The following is a 16370-nucleotide window of genomic DNA, read 5'->3' on the forward strand; positions in this document are numbered from 1 at the left end:
AAATATGCGTGGCGGTCTTGCAACGCGACCGAGGATGTCAATCCGTGAACCGCTGGAGACAGCCGGTCAGGCGGGAATCGGCCTTCTTCACAGGCGGTTTCGGACGACCAGCGTGACGACGAAGAAGGCACCGAGCGAACTGGTTATGATGCCGATCGGCAGTTCCTGCGGCGGAAGCAGCGTCCGTGCCAGAAGATCGCTTGCCAGCAAGAGCACCGCCCCGAACAATGCACAGCTGGCGATCAGGCGCAGATGCAAGGGACCGGCCAGCGGCCGCGAAAGATGCGGGATCATCAATCCGACAAAGCCGATGACGCCGGCGACCGAGACGAGAATTGCGGTCGAGAAGGCCGCGACGAGAAACGTCGCCCTGCGCATGCGCGCCACCGGCACGCCGAGGCTTTCGGCGGCACTTTCACCGGCCAGGAAGGCATCCAGCCTGCGGTGGTTCCACAGCCCGTAGGCCGCGATCGTGCCGGCTCCCAAGGCGCCCAGCCAGACATTGTCCCAGCGCGCCAGCCCCAGCCCGCCCATCGTCCAGAACAGCACCGAATGGGCCGCGCGCTGGTCTCCGGCAAAGACCAGATAATTGGTCAATGCCGTGAACAGGAAGGAGACGGCAAGGCCGGCGAGGATCAGCCGCTCCGGCCCCTGTCCCCTTACCCGTGCGACCAGCAGCAGGACGATGCAGGCGGCCAGTATGCCGCCGGTGAAGGCCGCGATGGGCAAGGTCGAGATGCCAAAACTGTCGCCGAAGACGGTGATGACGGAAACAGCGCCGGCGGCGGCTCCCGACGACAGGCCGAACAGGAACGGGTCGGCGAGATCGTTGCGGGTCACCGTCTGCAGCAACGCACCTGTCATGCCGAGGCCGGCACCGACACAGATCGCCAGGATCGTGCGCGGCAGCCTGAGATCGACGACGATCTTGCCGACCGGGCCCGACACCTGGTGTTCATGCAGCCCGACCGCATGGCCAAGCGAGCCGATGACGTCGCTCAGCGGGATCAGCGTCGAACCATAGGCGATCGACAGCAGCACGAGGGCGACGACCGCCACCATGCCCGCCACCATCGCCAACGCGAATCCCTTGTGCCCGGAAAGCGCGCCGGATTTATGCCCGGGGGCAAGAAGCATCAGAACGCTTCCGGATGCATCGCCTTGGCGATCTTGGCGATCGCCTCGATGTTTGCAGGTCCGGGCGTCAGTTCGGCATAGCGCAGCGCCACGAAACGCTCGTTCTTGACCGCGTCCGTCTCCCTCATTGCCGGATGGGCCTTCAAGAAATCGAGCAGTTTCCTGTAGCCGCCGCCATCCTGGTAATCGAGCAGGATGAGGAATTGCGGGTTGCGCGAGGCCACCGTTTCCCAGTCCGTATTGCCCCAGCTGGTGTCCATGTCGGCCATGATGTTGTCGCCGCCGGCGGCCGTGATCATGGCGCTGGGAATGGCGAATTTTCCGGCGGTGAACGGCTTGTCATCGCCGGAATCATAGAGGAACACGCGGGTTCCCTTGGCGCTGCCGACCTTCGCGGTGAGTTGCGCCTTCCAGCCGGCAACAAGCTTCTGCGCCTCTGTCTCCTTGCCAAAGATCTTGCCCAGCTTTTCAACATCGCCATAGAGCAGGTCCATGGAAGCCGCCGGGCGGTTCTTGTCGAGATGGACACAGCTTTCGGTCAGCACCAGTGTCTTGATGCCGTGCGGGGCGAGCGTGTCGGGCGTCACGTCGCCACCCGGCTTCATGCCATAGTACCAGCCGGCGAAGAAGAAATCGGGCTCGACGGCGACCAGGTTTTCGAGCGTCGGGTATTTGGGCGCGAGTTCCGGGATGGAGCCCTGCTCGGCCTTGAATTCGGGGCCGACCTTGTACCATCCGGTGATGCCGGTCAGGCCGACGATCGACGGCTGCAGCTTCAGCGCGAAGGCCATCTCGGCCATGTTGAGGTCGTGGATGACGGCGCGCTTGGGCGGCGCGTCGAAGGTCAACGGCTTGCCGCAACTGTCGACGGTGACGGGGAAAGCGAAGGCGGTAGAGGCCAGCAAAGAAAAGACGAGCGACAAGGCGAGACGTTTCACGGATTTTGCTCCTTGGTTGAACAGTGCCGATGGGGATGGGTTCGTTCAGGATGGCGGCGCGGCGCGGTTCGGAACATCGAACACGGTCAGTTCGCGGTCCTCGGTGGGATGGCGCAGGCGAAACACGTCGACACCGAAAATCTCGCGGATCAGCTGTTGCGTCAGCGCTTCGCGCGGTGCGGCCAACGCGTGCAGCCGGGCTTCGTTCATCACCGCGACCCTGGTGGCGAAAGGCGCCACCAGGGCCAGGTCGTGAAGCACCGCGATCACCGTCATGCCGAAGCCGGCGACGAGTTCGAGAAGCTCGCCGCGAGCACGCGGGTCGAGATGGTTGGTCGGCTCGTCGAGGAACAACACCTTCGGTTCCTGCGCGATGGCGCGCGCCAGCTGGGCGCGTTGGCGCTCCCCGCCGGACAGCGAGCCGATCGTGCGGCCAAGCAGCGGTAGAAGCCCAGTCCGGCGCAAGGCATCGACGACGATGTCGCGCTCCTCGCTCCTGCGCCTCAGGCCGGCATGCGGAACGCGGCCGAGTTCGACATAGTCGATCACCGCCAGCCGCGGATCCGGCTGGTCGGTCTGGCCGACGACGGCCATGTGCAGGGCCCGCTCGGCTGTCGAGATTCTGTCCAGGCGTCGCCCGCCAAGCTTCACCTCGCCCGAACTTGGCCTGAGCATGCCCGACAGCATGCGCAGCAGCGTCGTCTTGCCGGCGCCATTGGGGCCGATGATGGCGAGACGATCGCCGGTGGCGATGGAGAGGCTGACCGCATGGACCAGATTCCGGCCATTCGCCACGGCACCCAGGTCGCGCGCTTCAAGAAGTGGCATTGTCATCGACTATCCCCCCCAGCTTGCCCGGCGCCGGGATGCGAGCCAGCGTCTTGCCGGCCAGTCGCGGCGGACGTTGTCCGGAATTGCACCAGCCGTCGGCAAGCGAGGCGTAAAGCCTGGCAAATCGCACAAGATCGCCAACATCGGCCTCGGCATCGACGGAGCCGAAAAGATAGGTGGCCTTGCCCGGAGCCTGGAAGGCTACCGTCAACGGCCGTGCGCAGCCCGCCATGCATTCGACGCCTTCGATCGTGAAGCCATGCGCCACGGCGGGTTCATCGTGGGCCGAGAGCCGGGAGCGCAAATCGGCGCATAGGCTTTCGCCCGACCTGATGCCGGTCGGAACATCACGGCAAAGCGTGCACACGATGATGCGGTGATCGATGGCGCCGTCCAACTTCCGTCACTTTCCAAAACTGGCGACGGAAGGATGTTGGCGAGCCGGCCGACAAGACCGACGTCCACGTTTCCTCCCGGCACACCCCGTCCGGTCAACTTGGTGATGGCAGGTCTCCTGGCTCGCGGGTCCTTGCGCAATCCTGCCTTCCCAGCCTTGCCGGCCAGTGGCATTTCGGATCTTGCTCACCGCTTACAGTTGCGGGGGCAGCCACGGCTTCGACCTCTTGGGTCTCACCGTGTTCCCTTTTCACCCCTCGCCTTTCGACTCGGGGACCATCACCACTCGATCGTAGTTTTCCCCCAATTGCTTCGCAACGGATTTCTCGGTGCATTGTCGATCCCGCCGCGGCGCTCGAATATGTTATGTAATTACATTACGTCTTAGACGATAGCGCGCGGCGGCGTCAAGTGAGAGCTTGCTGCCGGAAGAAGCCGGCGAGCCAGATGCTGTTGGCTGCGGAGCGTTGCCGTCCGGATTGCGCGGCGAGCGCAATTCCGATCAAACTGCCGCGCGCGAAGGTGGCAAGATGATCCCCTCAATGCGAGGAGCCATGAACCCGACCGAGAAAGCGCTATGGTTCGTCGAGAGCCATCTGCCGGAGGCGATCTCGCTCGACGATGTCGCCCAAAGCAGCGGCGTGTCGCGCTTTCATGTGACGCGCGCCTTCGGCGCCGCCACCGGCCGCTCGGTCATGGGCTACATGCGCGCGCGCAGGCTGACCGAGGCGGCGCGCCGGCTGGCCGGCGGAGCGCCCGACATCCTATCGGTGGCGCTCGATGCCGGCTACAGCTCGCATGAGGCTTTCACCCGCGCCTTCCGCGACCAGTTCGGCACCACGCCGGAGATGGTGCGCGCGCAAGGCTCGACCAACACCCTCGACCTCGTGGAGCCGATCCTGATGGACCAATCCTTTCTTTCCGCCCTCGAACCACCGCGCTTCGAGACCAGCCGGCCGTTGCTGATCGCTGGGCTCGGCGAACGCTACAACTGTGAAACCAGCGCCGCCATTCCGATGCAGTGGCAACGCTTCGGCCCCTATATCGGCAACATTCCTGGCGAGACCGGCGACGTCGCCTATGGTGTCTGCGCCAACGGCGACGATGCCGGCAATTTCGACTACGTCGCCGGTGTCGAGGTCTCCGATTTTTCCGACCTTCCAAGGGAACTCAGCCGCGTGCGCATACCCGCCCAGAAATACGCGGTGTTTTCGCATCGCGAACACATCTCGACTATCCGCCGGACCGTCAACACGATCTGGAACAAATGGCTGCCGGCCTCCGGGCACGAGATAGCGGACGCCCCCGAATTCGAACGCTATGGCCCGGAGTTCGATCCGCGCAGCGGCAATGGCGGACTGGAGATCTGGATACCCGTCAAGGCTTAGCAGAGATCACAATTCCAAGTCCCAGGTCTGGCCGACCAGATCCTTGCCGAAGGAGTGGTGCGGTTCTTCCTCGGTCAGTTTGAAGCCGACCGCCTGGTAGATGTGCCGGGCGGCGATCAGGATATCGTTGGTCCACAAGGTCAGCGTCTTGTAGCCCTTCGCACGAGCAAAGCCGATGCATTCCTCGACCAGCCGCCTGCCGATGCCGAGACCACGGGCCGAAGGTTCGACATAGAGCAGGCGCAGCTTCGCCACCTGATCCGATTTGCGCACGACGAAGACCGAGCCGACCACCTCGCCATCGCGCTCGGCGATCCAGCTTCGTTCCCATTTCGGGTCGAAGGATTTGACAAATGCCGCGAGGATTTCGGCAACCAGCGCCTCATAGGTTTCGTCCCAGCCATAGTCCTGTGCGTAGAGCATGCCTTGCCGGCGGGTGATCCAGCCGATGTCGCCGACCTGCAGCGGGCGCAACAGATAAGGGATCCTTGGCTCTGCGCTTTCACCCAGCAGAGCCTGGACCGTCCGCATGGACTTCACCAGCCGGTCCTGCTCCGACGCGGGCAGCCGATCGAGCAGCGCCGCGACCTGGTCGTGCGAATCCTTGTTCAGCGGCGCGAAGGCATTCCTGCCCGCCGCGGTCAGCGCAATCGACGATTGCCTGGCGTCCGAAACCACCGTCGACCTGGAGATGAGGTGAAGGCGCTCGAACTTCTTCAGCAGACGGCTGACATAGCCGGCATCGAGACCGAGGTCGCGCCCGAGGTCGGTCGCGGTCAGGCCGTCGCGGTGCGCCAGTTCGTAGAGCACACGCGCCTCGGTCAGGGAGAAGGCGCTTTTCAGCAGCCCTTCGTCGAGCAGGCCGATCTGGCGGGTGTAGAAGCGGTTGAAAGCCCGCACCGCGTCGATCAGGTGCTTGTTGGGGAGGTTGTGGACGGTCATGGGATGGTTCTCCTGTCATGGAAAGGATCGACCAATTAGTTGACTTAGTCAATAAAATGATTGAAGCAATACAACCTCACAACTTCGTCATTCTAGGGTCTGCGCGCGTCGCTTCGCTCCTTGGTCCGCCCTAGAATGAGGACATCGCGGGGGGGCCGGAGCGCCAATCATGACCGCAGTGGCGCCCCTCACATCATCGGCAACACCGGCCAGCGATCAACGATCCTGCCGCCGGAAAGCACGGCGATCGGCCCGAATTGCTGCAGCACGGCCTCGCTTTGCGTCGGCCGCAGGAACGCATGGTCGCCGGGCATCACAGCAGCGTCGGCCGGCAGGCCCATGAATTGCTGGTTGGAGGACAGGCCGAGCAAACCGTTCGTCTTCATGCCTTCGGGAAATACCGGCTCGGCCATCCACTTGCCGCCATAGAGATAGCAGCCCTTGCGCGGAAACCGGCCAAGCGCCTGCAAGAGGCGGGAGACGGCGGGCGGGCCTGGCAGCATTGGTTCGACCACTTTCAGGATCGGCGTCGCGATGAAAGCCGCCGGTTGGAAACCTTCGAGACCGGGCGTGTCGAAATCGCCGGGCAGCACGAAGGCCGAGCCCATCGACACCTCATTGGCAATGCCGCGGTGATGAAGCAGCGCGGTCTTGCTGCCGCCAATGTTGAGGATGCTTCGCTGGTCGGCGCCCAGGCGCGCCAAAAAATCGGCGGCCTGCTCCGAGGCCCGCGCCAACGCCCTGCCCGGCCCGCCGAACAGGCCGGGAATGTGCGGTGCGTGCGCCTCATAGGCCATGACGCCTTCGCAGCGCAGCCCTTTGTGGGCCGGCAGCATCTTCAATGCCCGCGACAAGGCCTCCGATGTGGCAAACCCGCCGCGATGCAGGCCGACATCGATCTCGAAGGCGATACGCAGTTCGATAGCGAGCTCGGCGGTCAGCGCGCCATATTCCGCCAGTCTTTCGTCGCTGTCGATCAGCCAGCAGACACGCGACCAGTCGGCGTCGCCCTTCACCAGCGCCGCTCTCGCCGCGCTGACCGGCATCGGCTTGCCGTACAGCAGATCCGCATGCGGGAACGCGCTCAGCACCGCCGCGCTGATCGGCGGATGGAAGGTCATGAAGCGATCGGTTCCAAGCGTCTTGCCGATATGCGAAAGCAGCGGCAGGCAAGCGAGCGACTTGTCGACCAGCCGCACGGCAAGGCCGGGATCAAGCCTGGCCTTCACCAGGGCGATGTTGCCGTCCAGCCGGTCGCGATCCAGCACCAGACAGGGCTGGAAAATACCGGCCTGCTCCAGCGCCTGCGAAAGATTGGCGAAATAGGCGCTCATGGTTCGATGCCGAACAAGCCGGCCATGTAGGGCGAGACGAAACGGTTTTGCGGATCGATGTCGCGGCGCACCGCCATGGCATCGTCCCAGCGCGGATAGAGCTTCCTGAAGTCCGCCGCCTTCAGGCTGTGCATCTTGCCCCAGTGCGGCCTGCCGCCATATCTGCGCAAGACCGGCTCGGCCGCCTGCATGAACGGCAACGGATCGTTCGCCGCGTCATGGTGGATGGCGATCGAGCAGGTCGGCCTGTCGTAGAAGGGCGAGAGCCAGAACTGATCAGCCGCGACGCTGCGCACCTCCATCGGGAAATAGACCTCGGGAAAGCGCTTCTCGGTCAACTCGATGATTTCGGCCAGCGCCTTCGGTCCTTCCTCGAACGGAAGGTGATATTCCATCTCGTTGAATTTGGTCTGCCGGTCGCTGGCATAGACATTGAGCCAGTCCTGCACATAGTCCTCGGCCCGCACCCCGGCGACGGCACCCTGGATCAGCCGGCGGCGCAGCGACGGCAGCCTGGCGAGCCCGGTGCGCAGCCGGCGCAGTGTCCTCAGTCCGGCCTCGTCATCCTCGGTCGGGCGCGCGCTGGTCGCCGCGTCGCTCAAGTCGCTGGCGATGAACTGCGCATAGCCGGAGAACGGGATGTAGTAGAATTCGGCCGACCGATGCGCGGTCATCATCGTTTCGAAATCGCGCAGCATGTCGGCGACCGGCAGCACCCATTTGCGGCGGCGCAGCCGGTAGGTCGCAATGTTGTTCAGCGTCACTTCGCTCATGATCCCGAAGGCACCGAGCGAGACGCCGATGGCGTGGATCGTGTCTTGATCCCCTGCCCTGGTGAATTCACGAACATTGCCAAGGCCGTCGACGATCTGCACCGTCTCCAATTGCGTGTGATAGGCGCCGAGCGTCGGTCCCGAACCATGGGTAGCGGTCCCGAGCGCCCCGCCTATCGCCTGTCGGTCGATGTCGCCCATATTGGGCAGGCCCTGGCCGATATCCTGCAGGATGTGCATGAGCGAACCAAGCCGCGTCCCCGCCCGCACACGCGCCTGATGCTTTTCAGCGTCGTGCGAGACCAACCCCTCCAGTTTCTCCAGGGACAGGATGGTGCCTTGCGATTTCACCAGCGGGGTAAAGGAGTGACCGGCACCGACGACGCGGATCGGGCCGGGTGCGGTGCGAATGAGATCACCAACTTCACCGGCATCGGCGGGGCTGGCGATCAGCCGCGGTTCGGCGGTGACATAGCCCGACCAGTTGCTCCAGCTGGACATATTACCCCCGATCAGGCAACCGCGCGGCGGCGCCGCGAGACAAGGACGAACAGGCCAAGCAGCAGCACGCTGGCCAGGGCACTGCCGACAGCGAATTCCGGAACCGGGCGAAAATCCTTGCCGTCGATGAGCAGCGACGCCGCGACCGGCCCGATCGCCAGACCGAGGAGCTGCGCGGCCGGCACCAAGAGCACGGCCGTGCGTGTCTCGTCCGCCGTGATCGTCAGCCTGATCTGATAGGGCACGATGAACAGGAGAATAAAACCCATGACCAGGGCGGCGACCCAGAAGATCGGGAGACCAGGTCCGCTGGCGAGGATCAGCGAGGCGACAAGTGCGACGGTGCCAATTGCCGCTATGGCAAGGCGATAGTCGATGCGGGCCTCGAACACGGTCGCGGTCATCGCGCCCAGGACCTGCATCGCCAGGCTGGCCGAGACGATCAGGCCAACGGTGCGGCCGTCGACGCCGAATTGGGCGCCAAGCGGCTCCAGAAAGGCCCATATCGAGCCGAAGAACATGAAGTAGCAGAAGATGCACAACAACGCCGTGATCGAAGGAACCGTCAGCACATTGGCCAGATCCTCGTCCTTGGGCAGGTCGGCATAGTCGGCGGGAACCGTGAAGGCGACCACCAGCGACAGGATGCAGACGACCGCCAGAGCGAGGAAGCCGCCGACCGACCCGGCCGCTGGAATGACATAGAGCGCCAGCAGCAGGGCAAGAGGGCATTGCGCCAGCGTCTGCATGGTGACGAAATAGCCGCCGATGCGCTCGGCCCGGCGCGAGCGGGCGATCAGTTCGGTGGCGACCGCGACAAGGCCGCCTTCGGCAAGGCCGGCCACGGCGCGGGCCGCCATCAACATGTTGGCGCCGGCGGCATAGGCGGTCCAGACATTCGCCAGCGCCAGCAGGAGCAGAAGCGCCGCACTTTTCCAGCGCATGTTGCGGGCCGAGAGCAGCGTCGCAACGATCGCCGAACCGATCGCGATGGCGATCAGCTCGGCGGTGGCGACCAGTGCCAGTTCATCGCCGCTGACATGGCCCTCTGTGTAGAGGGCGCCGAGCAAAACCGGCTGCATACCGAGAATGAGCAGACCGACCGATCCGATCCACAGGGCGGAGGCAAGCTGCCTGCCGGTTGGGTTGCCGACCAGCCAGTCGCCGCTTCCGGTATGCAGGTCACCAGATGTCAAAGGCGCCTCCCAACGTCCTTGCCGCACGGCAAAAAAGCTGACACTCTGTCAGCATTTTCAAGACCTGATACTTGATCATATTTCTTCTCAACCAGAATTTGGCAGTTCGAGCGAAAGACCGGTGCATGACACAAGCAAGGCGAACAGCGACCGAACCGAGGCGCCAGCCGAAGCAGGAGCGCAGCCGCGAGCGCATCGACGCCATCCTGTCGACAACCATGAAGCTGATCGGCGAGAAGGGCATCGATGCCGTCACCATGAAGGAGGTCGGCATGCTGGCGGGCGGGCCGATCGCCACCGTCTACCACTACTTCCCCAACAAGTCGGCGATCCTGGCGATGCTCTATGAGCGGTTTTCGGAGGTAAGCCGCGCGCGACTGGCTGATATCATCGCCGATATCCGCGAAGCCAAGGACGTCATCGTCGCGGCCGACCGCCTGCTTGACGATTATCTGAGCCGCGTCGCCGGCGACCCAGCCATCCAGGATCTGCAGAACGCCATCCAGGCCGACAAGGCGCTCAAGAATCTCGACATCGCCGAAACTCGGCGCCAGGCCAGGATGTTCTGCGACCATGTCATCGGCTTGATCGAGCCGCCGAAGCACGAGCAGTTCGAACGCATCGTTCTGTTGATCTTCCAGCTCGCCGGCGGCGTGGTGCGCCTGGCACTTGCGGAGGGCGAAGCGGAAAGCCGCCGCACCATCGAGGATTACCGGTCGATCATCCACACCCAGTTGCGGCTGTTTCTTTAGCGGAGCGGCGACCGGGATTTTTCGGCACCGCCGGTCAGCGCCAGAAAAAATTCCCGTGATTGCCCCTTCCCGTGCGCCTTGACTCTCGCAGGCCGTCAGCCTATTTCAGCGCCACGTTAGCACTCGCCATTGGTGAGTGCTAACCGTATGTCCGGCTTCGCCGGACGGAGGAACTGTTTCTCACCGTTCTCATTCGAGGAAGAAAAAATGGCAAAGTCGAAGTTCCGCCCGCTTCATGACCGCGTGGTCGTTCGCCGGGTCGAATCCGAATCCAAGACCGCCGGCGGGATCATCATCCCGGATACGGCGAAGGAAAAGCCGCAGGAAGGCGAGATCATCGCCGTCGGCTCCGGCGCCCGCGACGAAAGCGGCAAGCTGGTGCCCCTGGACGTCAAGGCCGGCGACCGCATCCTGTTCGGCAAGTGGTCGGGCACCGAAGTCAAGCTCAATGGCGAAGACCTTCTGATCATGAAGGAATCCGACATCATGGGCATCATCGGCTGATTATCGGCCTCACCGTCAACTGAATTCCGGGCTTACCCCAAGCCCCTGCCAGGAGCTTAAAAATGGCTGCCAAAGACGTAAAATTCTCCCGTGATGCCCGCGAGCGCATGCTGCGCGGCGTCAACATCCTCGCCGACGCGGTGAAGGTGACCCTCGGCCCCAAGGGCCGCAACGTCGTCATCGACAAGTCGTTCGGCGCCCCGCGCATCACCAAGGACGGCGTCACCGTCGCCAAGGAAATCGAGCTTGAGGACAAGTTCGAGAACATGGGCGCGCAGATGGTCCGTGAGGTCGCCTCGAAGACCAACGACATCGCCGGCGACGGCACCACGACCGCGACCGTTCTGGCGCAGTCGATCGTCCAGGAAGGCCACAAGGCGGTTGCCGCCGGCATGAACCCGATGGACCTGAAGCGCGGCATCGATCTCGCCGTCACCGAAGTCGTCGCGGCTCTCGGCAAGGCTGCCAAGAAGATCAAGACCTCCGAGGAAGTTGCCCAGGTCGGCACGATCTCGGCGAACGGCGACGAGTCGGTCGGCAAGATGATCGCGGAAGCGATGCAGAAGGTCGGCAACGAAGGCGTCATCACCGTCGAGGAGGCCAAGACCGCCGAGACCGAACTCGAAGTCGTCGAAGGCATGCAGTTCGACCGCGGCTATCTCTCGCCCTACTTCGTCACCAACGCGGACAAGATGGTTGCCGATCTCGAGGACGCCTACATCCTGCTCCACGAGAAGAAGCTCTCCAACCTGCAGGCCATGCTGCCGGTTCTCGAAGCCGTCGTGCAGACCTCGAAGCCGCTGCTCATCATCTCGGAAGACGTCGAAGGCGAGGCTCTGGCCACGCTCGTCGTCAACAAGCTGCGTGGCGGCCTGAAGATCGCCGCCGTCAAGGCGCCGGGCTTCGGTGATCGCCGCAAGGCCATGCTGGAAGACATCGCCATCCTCACCGGTGGCCAGGTCATCTCGGAAGACCTCGGCATCAAGCTCGAGAATGTCGGCCTCAACATGCTCGGCCGCGCCAAGAAGGTGTCGATCTCCAAGGAGAACACCACCATCGTCGACGGCGCCGGCAAGAAGGCCGAGATCCAGGGCCGCGTTGCCCAGATCAAGCAGCAGATCGAAGAGACCACCTCGGACTATGACAAGGAGAAGCTGCAGGAACGTCTCGCCAAGCTGGCGGGCGGCGTTGCGGTGATCCGCGTCGGCGGTGCGACGGAAGTGGAAGTCAAGGAAAAGAAGGACCGCGTTGATGACGCCCTGAACGCGACCCGCGCGGCCGTGGAAGAAGGCATCGTCGCCGGCGGTGGCGTGGCCCTGCTGCGCGCTTCGGCCAACATCAAGGCTACCGGCGCCAATGCCGACCAGGCTGCTGGCATCAACATCGTGCGTCGCGCGCTGCAGGCTCCGGCCCGCCAGATCGCCTCGAACGCCGGTGCGGAAGCTTCGATCGTTGCCGGCAAGATCCTTGAGAACAAGGGCGCGACCTTCGGCTACAACGCCCAGTCGGGCGAGTATGGCGACATGATCGCCATGGGCATCGTCGACCCGGTCAAGGTCGTGCGTACCGCTCTCCAGGACGCGGCTTCGGTCGCCGGCCTGCTCGTCACCACCGAAGCCATGATCGCGGAGGCTCCGAAGAAGGAGTCGGCTGGCGGCGGCATGCCTGGCGGCATGGGCGGCGGCGGCATGGGCGGCATGGGCGGCATGGACTTCTAAGAAGTCCATAAAGCACGCCCATCAACTAACATTGCTCAAGCCCGCTTGCGGGCTTGAGTGGCGGCATGGACTTCTAAGAAGTCCATAAAGCACGCCCATCAACTAACATTGCTCAAGCCCGCTTGCGGGCTTGAGTGGCGGCATGGACTTCTAATCCAGCCTACCTGGCGTATGTATGCGGAAAGGGGCGGCAGCGATGCCGCCCTTTTTGTTGTGCGGTTGGCCTGGCCGGCGCGATCGGGCAGCCAAGCGAAAACTCATCGTCCTCCAGCATCCGGGCCACGGACTGATAGATGTGGTGGACCGCGACCGCCGGATTATTTTCCGGGGCCAGTTGAGCGCCCAAGCGCTCCGTCACCTCGGCCACGCTGGCGTGCGTCACCTCGACGACCAGTTGGTCCTTGCCGCCCGGGAAATGGAAATAGAGCGAGCCTCGGGTGCGGCGCTGGCGCTTAAAATGTCGTTCAGCGACGTGCCGTGATAGCCGCCGCCGCTTCGATCATCCGAGTGCGTGTATCAGGAACCGGGCCACAACAAATACGTGGAAGCCGATCGGCGAAGCCGCGCTGCTCGCCGCATCAGGGGTGCGACACGACAATCCGCGGCATGGCGTGATGGCGAAGATGCGCCGCCTTGCGCGGCCACACCTGCCATCAATGAGAACGGTTGACTATTTATCTGTCTTTTTCATCAATAAAATCAGTCACTTCCATCAAATTTCCGTGGTCCGGCAAAAACTGTCGGACAATATTTTTTAACACATTCGCGATTACCAAAGGGCAAGCGCAAGGCGAAGTCGCTCGAGCGTGTGGTGTCGGGTAACCAGCGATGCATTTTTTCCGGCGATTTTTGTGGAACCGCGACGGCAACATCCTGATCATTTCGGCACTGGTGATGCCGGTCTTGATCGGCATGGCGGCGCTGGTGACCGAATATGGCGCCGCGCTGGTCCAGCAGGCCGACAATCAGCGCGTTGCCGACCTCTCGGCCTATGCGGGCGCGCTCGCCTACAATGCCAACAAGTCCACCGACCAGATGACTGCCACAGCTGTCGGCGTCGCGGTGCTTAACGGCGTCGACGCCGCCAATGTCCAGGTCAGCCTGGTTGCCTCCCCCAGGACAACCGGCGTCAACGCCGTTTCGGTGTCGATCAACACTTACAGGACCCTGTTCCTGGCACGCGTCCTGAACGATCGCCAGCAGTTGCAGATCTACGCCAATTCGGTGGCCGAGGTCGGCGCTCAACCACAGACACCCGGATGCATGCTCGCGCTTGACGGCACGCAGACCGGCGTGACGCTGAGCGGCGGCACCTCGATCTCGGCGCCGAAATGCACCGTCTCCTCCAACAACACCGTGACCGTCCCTTGCGGCACCAGCATTTCGGCAATCGGCGTCAACTACAATTCCGCCGCGGCTCCAAGCCAGCCCTGCAATGGCATCACCGGCCCAAACGGGGCGGCCGCGGTGATCACCAAGAAATCGACTCCCGACCCGCTGGCCGGCAATGCCGCGGTCACGGCCGCCGTGGCCCGCTTTTCAACCGTGGCCGCACTGTCGGCGACGACCGCCCCTTCCGCTCCGACCAATACGACCGGCACCAACATCGACTTCGCGTGGGACCAGACCGCGACGATGAACGCTGCTGCTGCCGCTGGCTGTACCGCGTCCTGGTCGCAGCCGACCTGGACGTTCAGTTGTGGCAGCAAAACGACCATCAATCTGGGGACCGTCACTATTGGCGGCGGCATCAACCTGAACTTCGCCCTGAACGGTGCGGCAACGACCACCTATAATTTCGCCGGCGATTTCACCACCAGCGCCACGACGAATTTCGGTCCCGGAATCTACAATTTCACCAAGACCCTGACGACGGCGGGAACGACCACTTTCAAGACCGGCACTTACAATTTCGGCAAGCAGGTGACCACCGGTGGAACAACGACCTTTGGTGCCGGCACTTTCAACTTCACCAAGGGGTTGACCACCGGCGGCGGTGCCACCACAACCTTTGGCGCCGGCACTTTCAAGATTGGCCGCAGCGACACCGCCTGCAGCGGCTCCGGGCAGGTCAGCATCTGCAATACCTCCACCTTGACCTTTGGCGGACCGAGCGTTTTCGAACTGCCCGGCGGCTATACCAACACCGGCGGCTCGACACTCGTCTTCGGCTCGGGTACGACCAATTCCTACAAGATCGGCCCCGGCAGCAACGGCGATGCCATCACGATCGGCGGCGGGTCCACCACGATCATGGCCGATGCGACCGGCGCGAGCAGCGTCTTCCAGGTCGTCGGCAATGTGAATGGCGGTGGCGGCGGCAGCTGCTTTGTCGTCAGCGCCGCGGCACAACACGACATCTCAGGCAACTTCATCGGCTCGGGCGCCATCCTGCTTGGCGCCGGCGTCTATACCGTGGACGGCTATTTCGCGCTTGGCGGCAATGGCGGCGGCAGCGCCAACTGCAACGGCAGCACCATCAGCGTCAGCGGCGCCAGTGTGACGCTTGTGCTGTCGGGCAAGGCAAAGTCCAGTTCGGGAAGTTGCAACGGCTATGTCTTCTGCGTCGCCGCCGGCTACAGCAACATCGTGCTCACCGCACCGCAGTCGGGAGCAACGGCGAAGCTGGCGGTTATCGGTCCGACGGCGACCACAAACACCGGCGGCGCGACATTCGCCGAAGGCGGCTCCAACGCCCAGATATCAGGTGCATTCTATTTTCCCTATGGCCCGATCGTCATGAATGGCGGCTCGAGCGTGCTGGGATCGAAGACCGACTCGAGCAAGTGCCTGCAGATGATCGGCTCGCGCATCACGCTATCAGGCGGCACCGCGGCCGCTTCGGAATGCATCGCCGCCCCGAGCACCAGTGCCAGCAGCAAGGTGAGCCTCGTGCAATGAGAAATCCGTCACGCCTTGGCCTCAGCCTGCTCGCCGGCATCGCTCATTCATTCACGGACTTCCTTCGGCGTCAGAAAGCAGGCGTATCGGCGGTCGAGTTCGCGCTCGTTACTCCGGTGCTGCTCGTGATCCTGGCGGGAACCGTCGACATAGGCGGCTCACTGAAGGCCAAGTTCGAACTGAGCTCGGCGGTCTCGGCCGGTTCGAACTATGCGCTGCTCAATGGCGACAAGGTCAACTCCTCCGGCGGCAGCGCGCTGGCCGGCAACATCGCCACGGTGGTAACGAGCGGCCTGAGCGGCAATGCCGGCAACATTCAGGTCGTCATCAACAACGGCCCGACGATCGCGTATGACGCCAGCACGTCCAAGGCGACCCAGAGCGGCACGGCCGCGAATGCGGATCTCTGCTACTGCCCGGGCAATTCCGGGACTGTCGCCTGGAGCGCTCCGGTCGCATGCGCCAGCATCTGCAGTGCCGGCGGGATCGCCGGAAAATTCGTGACGATCGCGGCCAGCAAGCCCTACACGCCGCTTTTTGGCGGCTTCGGCATCGTCACCAACGGCAATATCACCGTCAACTCGGTGGTGCAGCCGCAATGAGCCGCTCTCGGTCGTTCCTGCGCGACAGATCCGGCGCCAACGCCGTCGAGTTCGCGCTGCTGTCGGTGCCGTTGCTGATGGTGTTGATGGGCACGTTCGAGTTCGGTCGCATGTACTGGGCGCAGCACGTGCTGAATGAGATCGCCGCCGCGGGGGCGCGTTGCGTCGGCGTGCTGCAGAGCGGATGCACGCAGAACGGCGCTTACAACGCCGCCAGCGCCATCAGCTATATCAGCGACAGGGCGGCAGCCGACGGCATTGTCCTGAGCACGGCCAACATCACCGTCAGCAACAACACCACCTGCTCGGGTCTGTCCGGCTTTTCGAGCGTCCAGGTCTCCTACACGTTCGCGACCGTGCTGCCGGCCTTCCTCACCTCGCTGGCGAATGGCCCCGACCTCAGCGCCAAGGCTTGCTTCCCAAATCAGGGCGCCTGATGCAGTGCGCCTATAAGCGA

16 protein-coding genes and 1 riboswitch are annotated in these 16370 nt (G+C 63.5%); of the genes, 8 read left to right on the plus strand and 8 right to left on the minus strand.

Annotated features, from left to right (window positions below; translation table 11 throughout):
* Window positions 1–87 precede the first annotated feature (87 nt).
* The 4 genes from EB230_RS23800 to EB230_RS23815 are packed head-to-tail and all read right to left on the minus strand — an operon-like array spanning window position 88 to window position 3303.
* Window positions 88–1137 (minus strand): iron ABC transporter permease, encoded by a 1050-nt coding sequence (locus EB230_RS23800; protein ID WP_056562944.1) that lies wholly within the window; start codon window positions 1135–1137, stop codon window positions 88–90.
* A complete protein-coding gene (locus EB230_RS23805) occupies window positions 1137–2075 on the minus strand; it encodes an ABC transporter substrate-binding protein (RefSeq protein WP_172374057.1) in 939 nt (312 codons plus the stop codon). The genes EB230_RS23800 and EB230_RS23805 overlap by 1 nt, the downstream gene beginning before the upstream one ends.
* A 45-nt stretch (window positions 2076–2120) precedes the next feature.
* Entirely contained in the window at window positions 2121–2909 is a 789-nt protein-coding gene (locus EB230_RS23810) for an ABC transporter ATP-binding protein (protein ID WP_056562950.1), read from the minus strand.
* Window positions 2890–3303, minus strand: a complete 414-nt coding sequence (locus tag EB230_RS23815; RefSeq protein WP_056562952.1) for a DUF1636 family protein — start codon at window positions 3301–3303, stop codon at window positions 2890–2892. Before EB230_RS23815 ends, EB230_RS23810 begins: the two co-directional genes overlap by 20 nt.
* Window positions 3304–3392: 89 nt before the next feature.
* A riboswitch (cobalamin riboswitch) is annotated at window positions 3393–3598 on the minus strand.
* A gap of 258 nt (window positions 3599–3856) precedes the next feature.
* On the opposite strand from EB230_RS23815, the gene EB230_RS23820 reads away from it, so the two are divergent.
* Entirely contained in the window at window positions 3857–4690 is an 834-nt protein-coding gene (locus tag EB230_RS23820; RefSeq protein WP_056565482.1) for an AraC family transcriptional regulator, read from the plus strand.
* 6 nt (window positions 4691–4696) lie between these two features.
* Here EB230_RS23820 and EB230_RS23825 read toward each other — a convergent pair whose 3' ends face one another.
* From EB230_RS23825 to EB230_RS23840, 4 genes are all read right to left on the minus strand, one after another.
* Window positions 4697–5632, minus strand: coding sequence for a helix-turn-helix domain-containing GNAT family N-acetyltransferase (locus EB230_RS23825; RefSeq protein WP_056562957.1), 936 nt, complete (start codon window positions 5630–5632; stop codon window positions 4697–4699).
* Window positions 5633–5820: 188 nt separating this feature from the next.
* Window positions 5821–6966, minus strand: coding sequence for a DSD1 family PLP-dependent enzyme (locus EB230_RS23830; RefSeq protein ID WP_056562960.1), 1146 nt, complete (start codon window positions 6964–6966; stop codon window positions 5821–5823).
* A complete protein-coding gene (locus EB230_RS23835) occupies window positions 6963–8240 on the minus strand; it encodes a D-arabinono-1,4-lactone oxidase (RefSeq protein ID WP_172374058.1) in 1278 nt (425 codons plus the stop codon). Before EB230_RS23835 ends, EB230_RS23830 begins: the two co-directional genes overlap by 4 nt.
* Window positions 8241–8251: 11 nt before the next feature.
* On the minus strand, window positions 8252–9436 hold the full coding sequence (locus EB230_RS23840) for an MFS transporter (protein WP_172374059.1): 1185 nt from the start codon (window positions 9434–9436) through the stop codon (window positions 8252–8254).
* A gap of 125 nt (window positions 9437–9561) precedes the next feature.
* On the opposite strand from EB230_RS23840, the gene EB230_RS23845 reads away from it, so the two are divergent.
* The 7 genes from EB230_RS23845 to EB230_RS23875 all read left to right on the plus strand — a co-directional run bounded on the left by EB230_RS23845 (window position 9562) and on the right by EB230_RS23875 (window position 16350).
* On the plus strand, window positions 9562–10188 hold the full coding sequence (locus EB230_RS23845) for a TetR/AcrR family transcriptional regulator (RefSeq protein ID WP_172374060.1): 627 nt from the start codon (window positions 9562–9564) through the stop codon (window positions 10186–10188).
* A gap of 207 nt (window positions 10189–10395) precedes the next feature.
* Window positions 10396–10692: a co-chaperone GroES gene (gene groES, locus EB230_RS23850; RefSeq protein ID WP_010915433.1), complete on the plus strand. Its 297-nt coding sequence runs from the start codon at window positions 10396–10398 to the stop codon at window positions 10690–10692.
* 62 nt (window positions 10693–10754) lie between these two features.
* A complete protein-coding gene (groL, locus tag EB230_RS23855) occupies window positions 10755–12410 on the plus strand; it encodes a chaperonin GroEL (protein WP_065004977.1) in 1656 nt (551 codons plus the stop codon).
* Between the two features lie 196 nt (window positions 12411–12606).
* Entirely contained in the window at window positions 12607–12891 is a 285-nt protein-coding gene (locus EB230_RS23860; RefSeq protein ID WP_172374061.1) for a hypothetical protein, read from the plus strand.
* Between the two features lie 347 nt (window positions 12892–13238).
* Window positions 13239–15311: a TadE/TadG family type IV pilus assembly protein gene (locus EB230_RS23865; RefSeq protein WP_244493883.1), complete on the plus strand. Its 2073-nt coding sequence runs from the start codon at window positions 13239–13241 to the stop codon at window positions 15309–15311.
* Window positions 15308–15913, plus strand: a complete 606-nt coding sequence (locus EB230_RS23870; RefSeq protein ID WP_155772382.1) for a TadE/TadG family type IV pilus assembly protein — start codon at window positions 15308–15310, stop codon at window positions 15911–15913. Before EB230_RS23865 ends, EB230_RS23870 begins: the two co-directional genes overlap by 4 nt.
* The gene (locus tag EB230_RS23875) at window positions 15910–16350 is read left to right on the plus strand and encodes a TadE/TadG family type IV pilus assembly protein (RefSeq protein WP_065004976.1); all 441 of its coding nucleotides are present in this window, start codon (window positions 15910–15912) and stop codon (window positions 16348–16350) included. Before EB230_RS23870 ends, EB230_RS23875 begins: the two co-directional genes overlap by 4 nt.
* Window positions 16351–16370: the final 20 nt, after the last annotated feature.

It is taken from the genome of Mesorhizobium sp. NZP2234 (assembly GCF_013170765.1).
Lineage (GTDB): Bacteria > Pseudomonadota > Alphaproteobacteria > Rhizobiales > Rhizobiaceae > Mesorhizobium > Mesorhizobium loti_D.

What these genes read in the sequence shown, in the direction of transcription:
- EB230_RS23800 (WP_056562944.1), bottom strand. Translation starts at nt 1,137, where the DNA reads ATGCTTCTTGCCCCCGGGCATAAATCCGGCGCGCTTTCCGGGCACAAG.
- EB230_RS23810 (WP_056562950.1), bottom strand. Translation starts at nt 2,909, where the DNA reads ATGACAATGCCACTTCTTGAAGCGCGCGACCTGGGTGCCGTGGCGAAT.
- EB230_RS23820 (WP_056565482.1), top strand. Translation starts at nt 3,857, where the DNA reads ATGAACCCGACCGAGAAAGCGCTATGGTTCGTCGAGAGCCATCTGCCG.
- EB230_RS23825 (WP_056562957.1), bottom strand. Translation starts at nt 5,632, where the DNA reads ATGACCGTCCACAACCTCCCCAACAAGCACCTGATCGACGCGGTGCGG.
- EB230_RS23830 (WP_056562960.1), bottom strand. Translation starts at nt 6,966, where the DNA reads ATGAGCGCCTATTTCGCCAATCTTTCGCAGGCGCTGGAGCAGGCCGGT.
- EB230_RS23835 (WP_172374058.1), bottom strand. Translation starts at nt 8,240, where the DNA reads ATGTCCAGCTGGAGCAACTGGTCGGGCTATGTCACCGCCGAACCGCGG.
- EB230_RS23845 (WP_172374060.1), top strand. Translation starts at nt 9,562, where the DNA reads ATGACACAAGCAAGGCGAACAGCGACCGAACCGAGGCGCCAGCCGAAG.
- groES (WP_010915433.1), top strand. Translation starts at nt 10,396, where the DNA reads ATGGCAAAGTCGAAGTTCCGCCCGCTTCATGACCGCGTGGTCGTTCGC.
- groL (WP_065004977.1), top strand. Translation starts at nt 10,755, where the DNA reads ATGGCTGCCAAAGACGTAAAATTCTCCCGTGATGCCCGCGAGCGCATG.
- EB230_RS23860 (WP_172374061.1), top strand. Translation starts at nt 12,607, where the DNA reads ATGCCGCCCTTTTTGTTGTGCGGTTGGCCTGGCCGGCGCGATCGGGCA.
- EB230_RS23865 (WP_244493883.1), top strand. Translation starts at nt 13,239, where the DNA reads ATGCATTTTTTCCGGCGATTTTTGTGGAACCGCGACGGCAACATCCTG.
- EB230_RS23870 (WP_155772382.1), top strand. Translation starts at nt 15,308, where the DNA reads ATGAGAAATCCGTCACGCCTTGGCCTCAGCCTGCTCGCCGGCATCGCT.
- EB230_RS23875 (WP_065004976.1), top strand. Translation starts at nt 15,910, where the DNA reads ATGAGCCGCTCTCGGTCGTTCCTGCGCGACAGATCCGGCGCCAACGCC.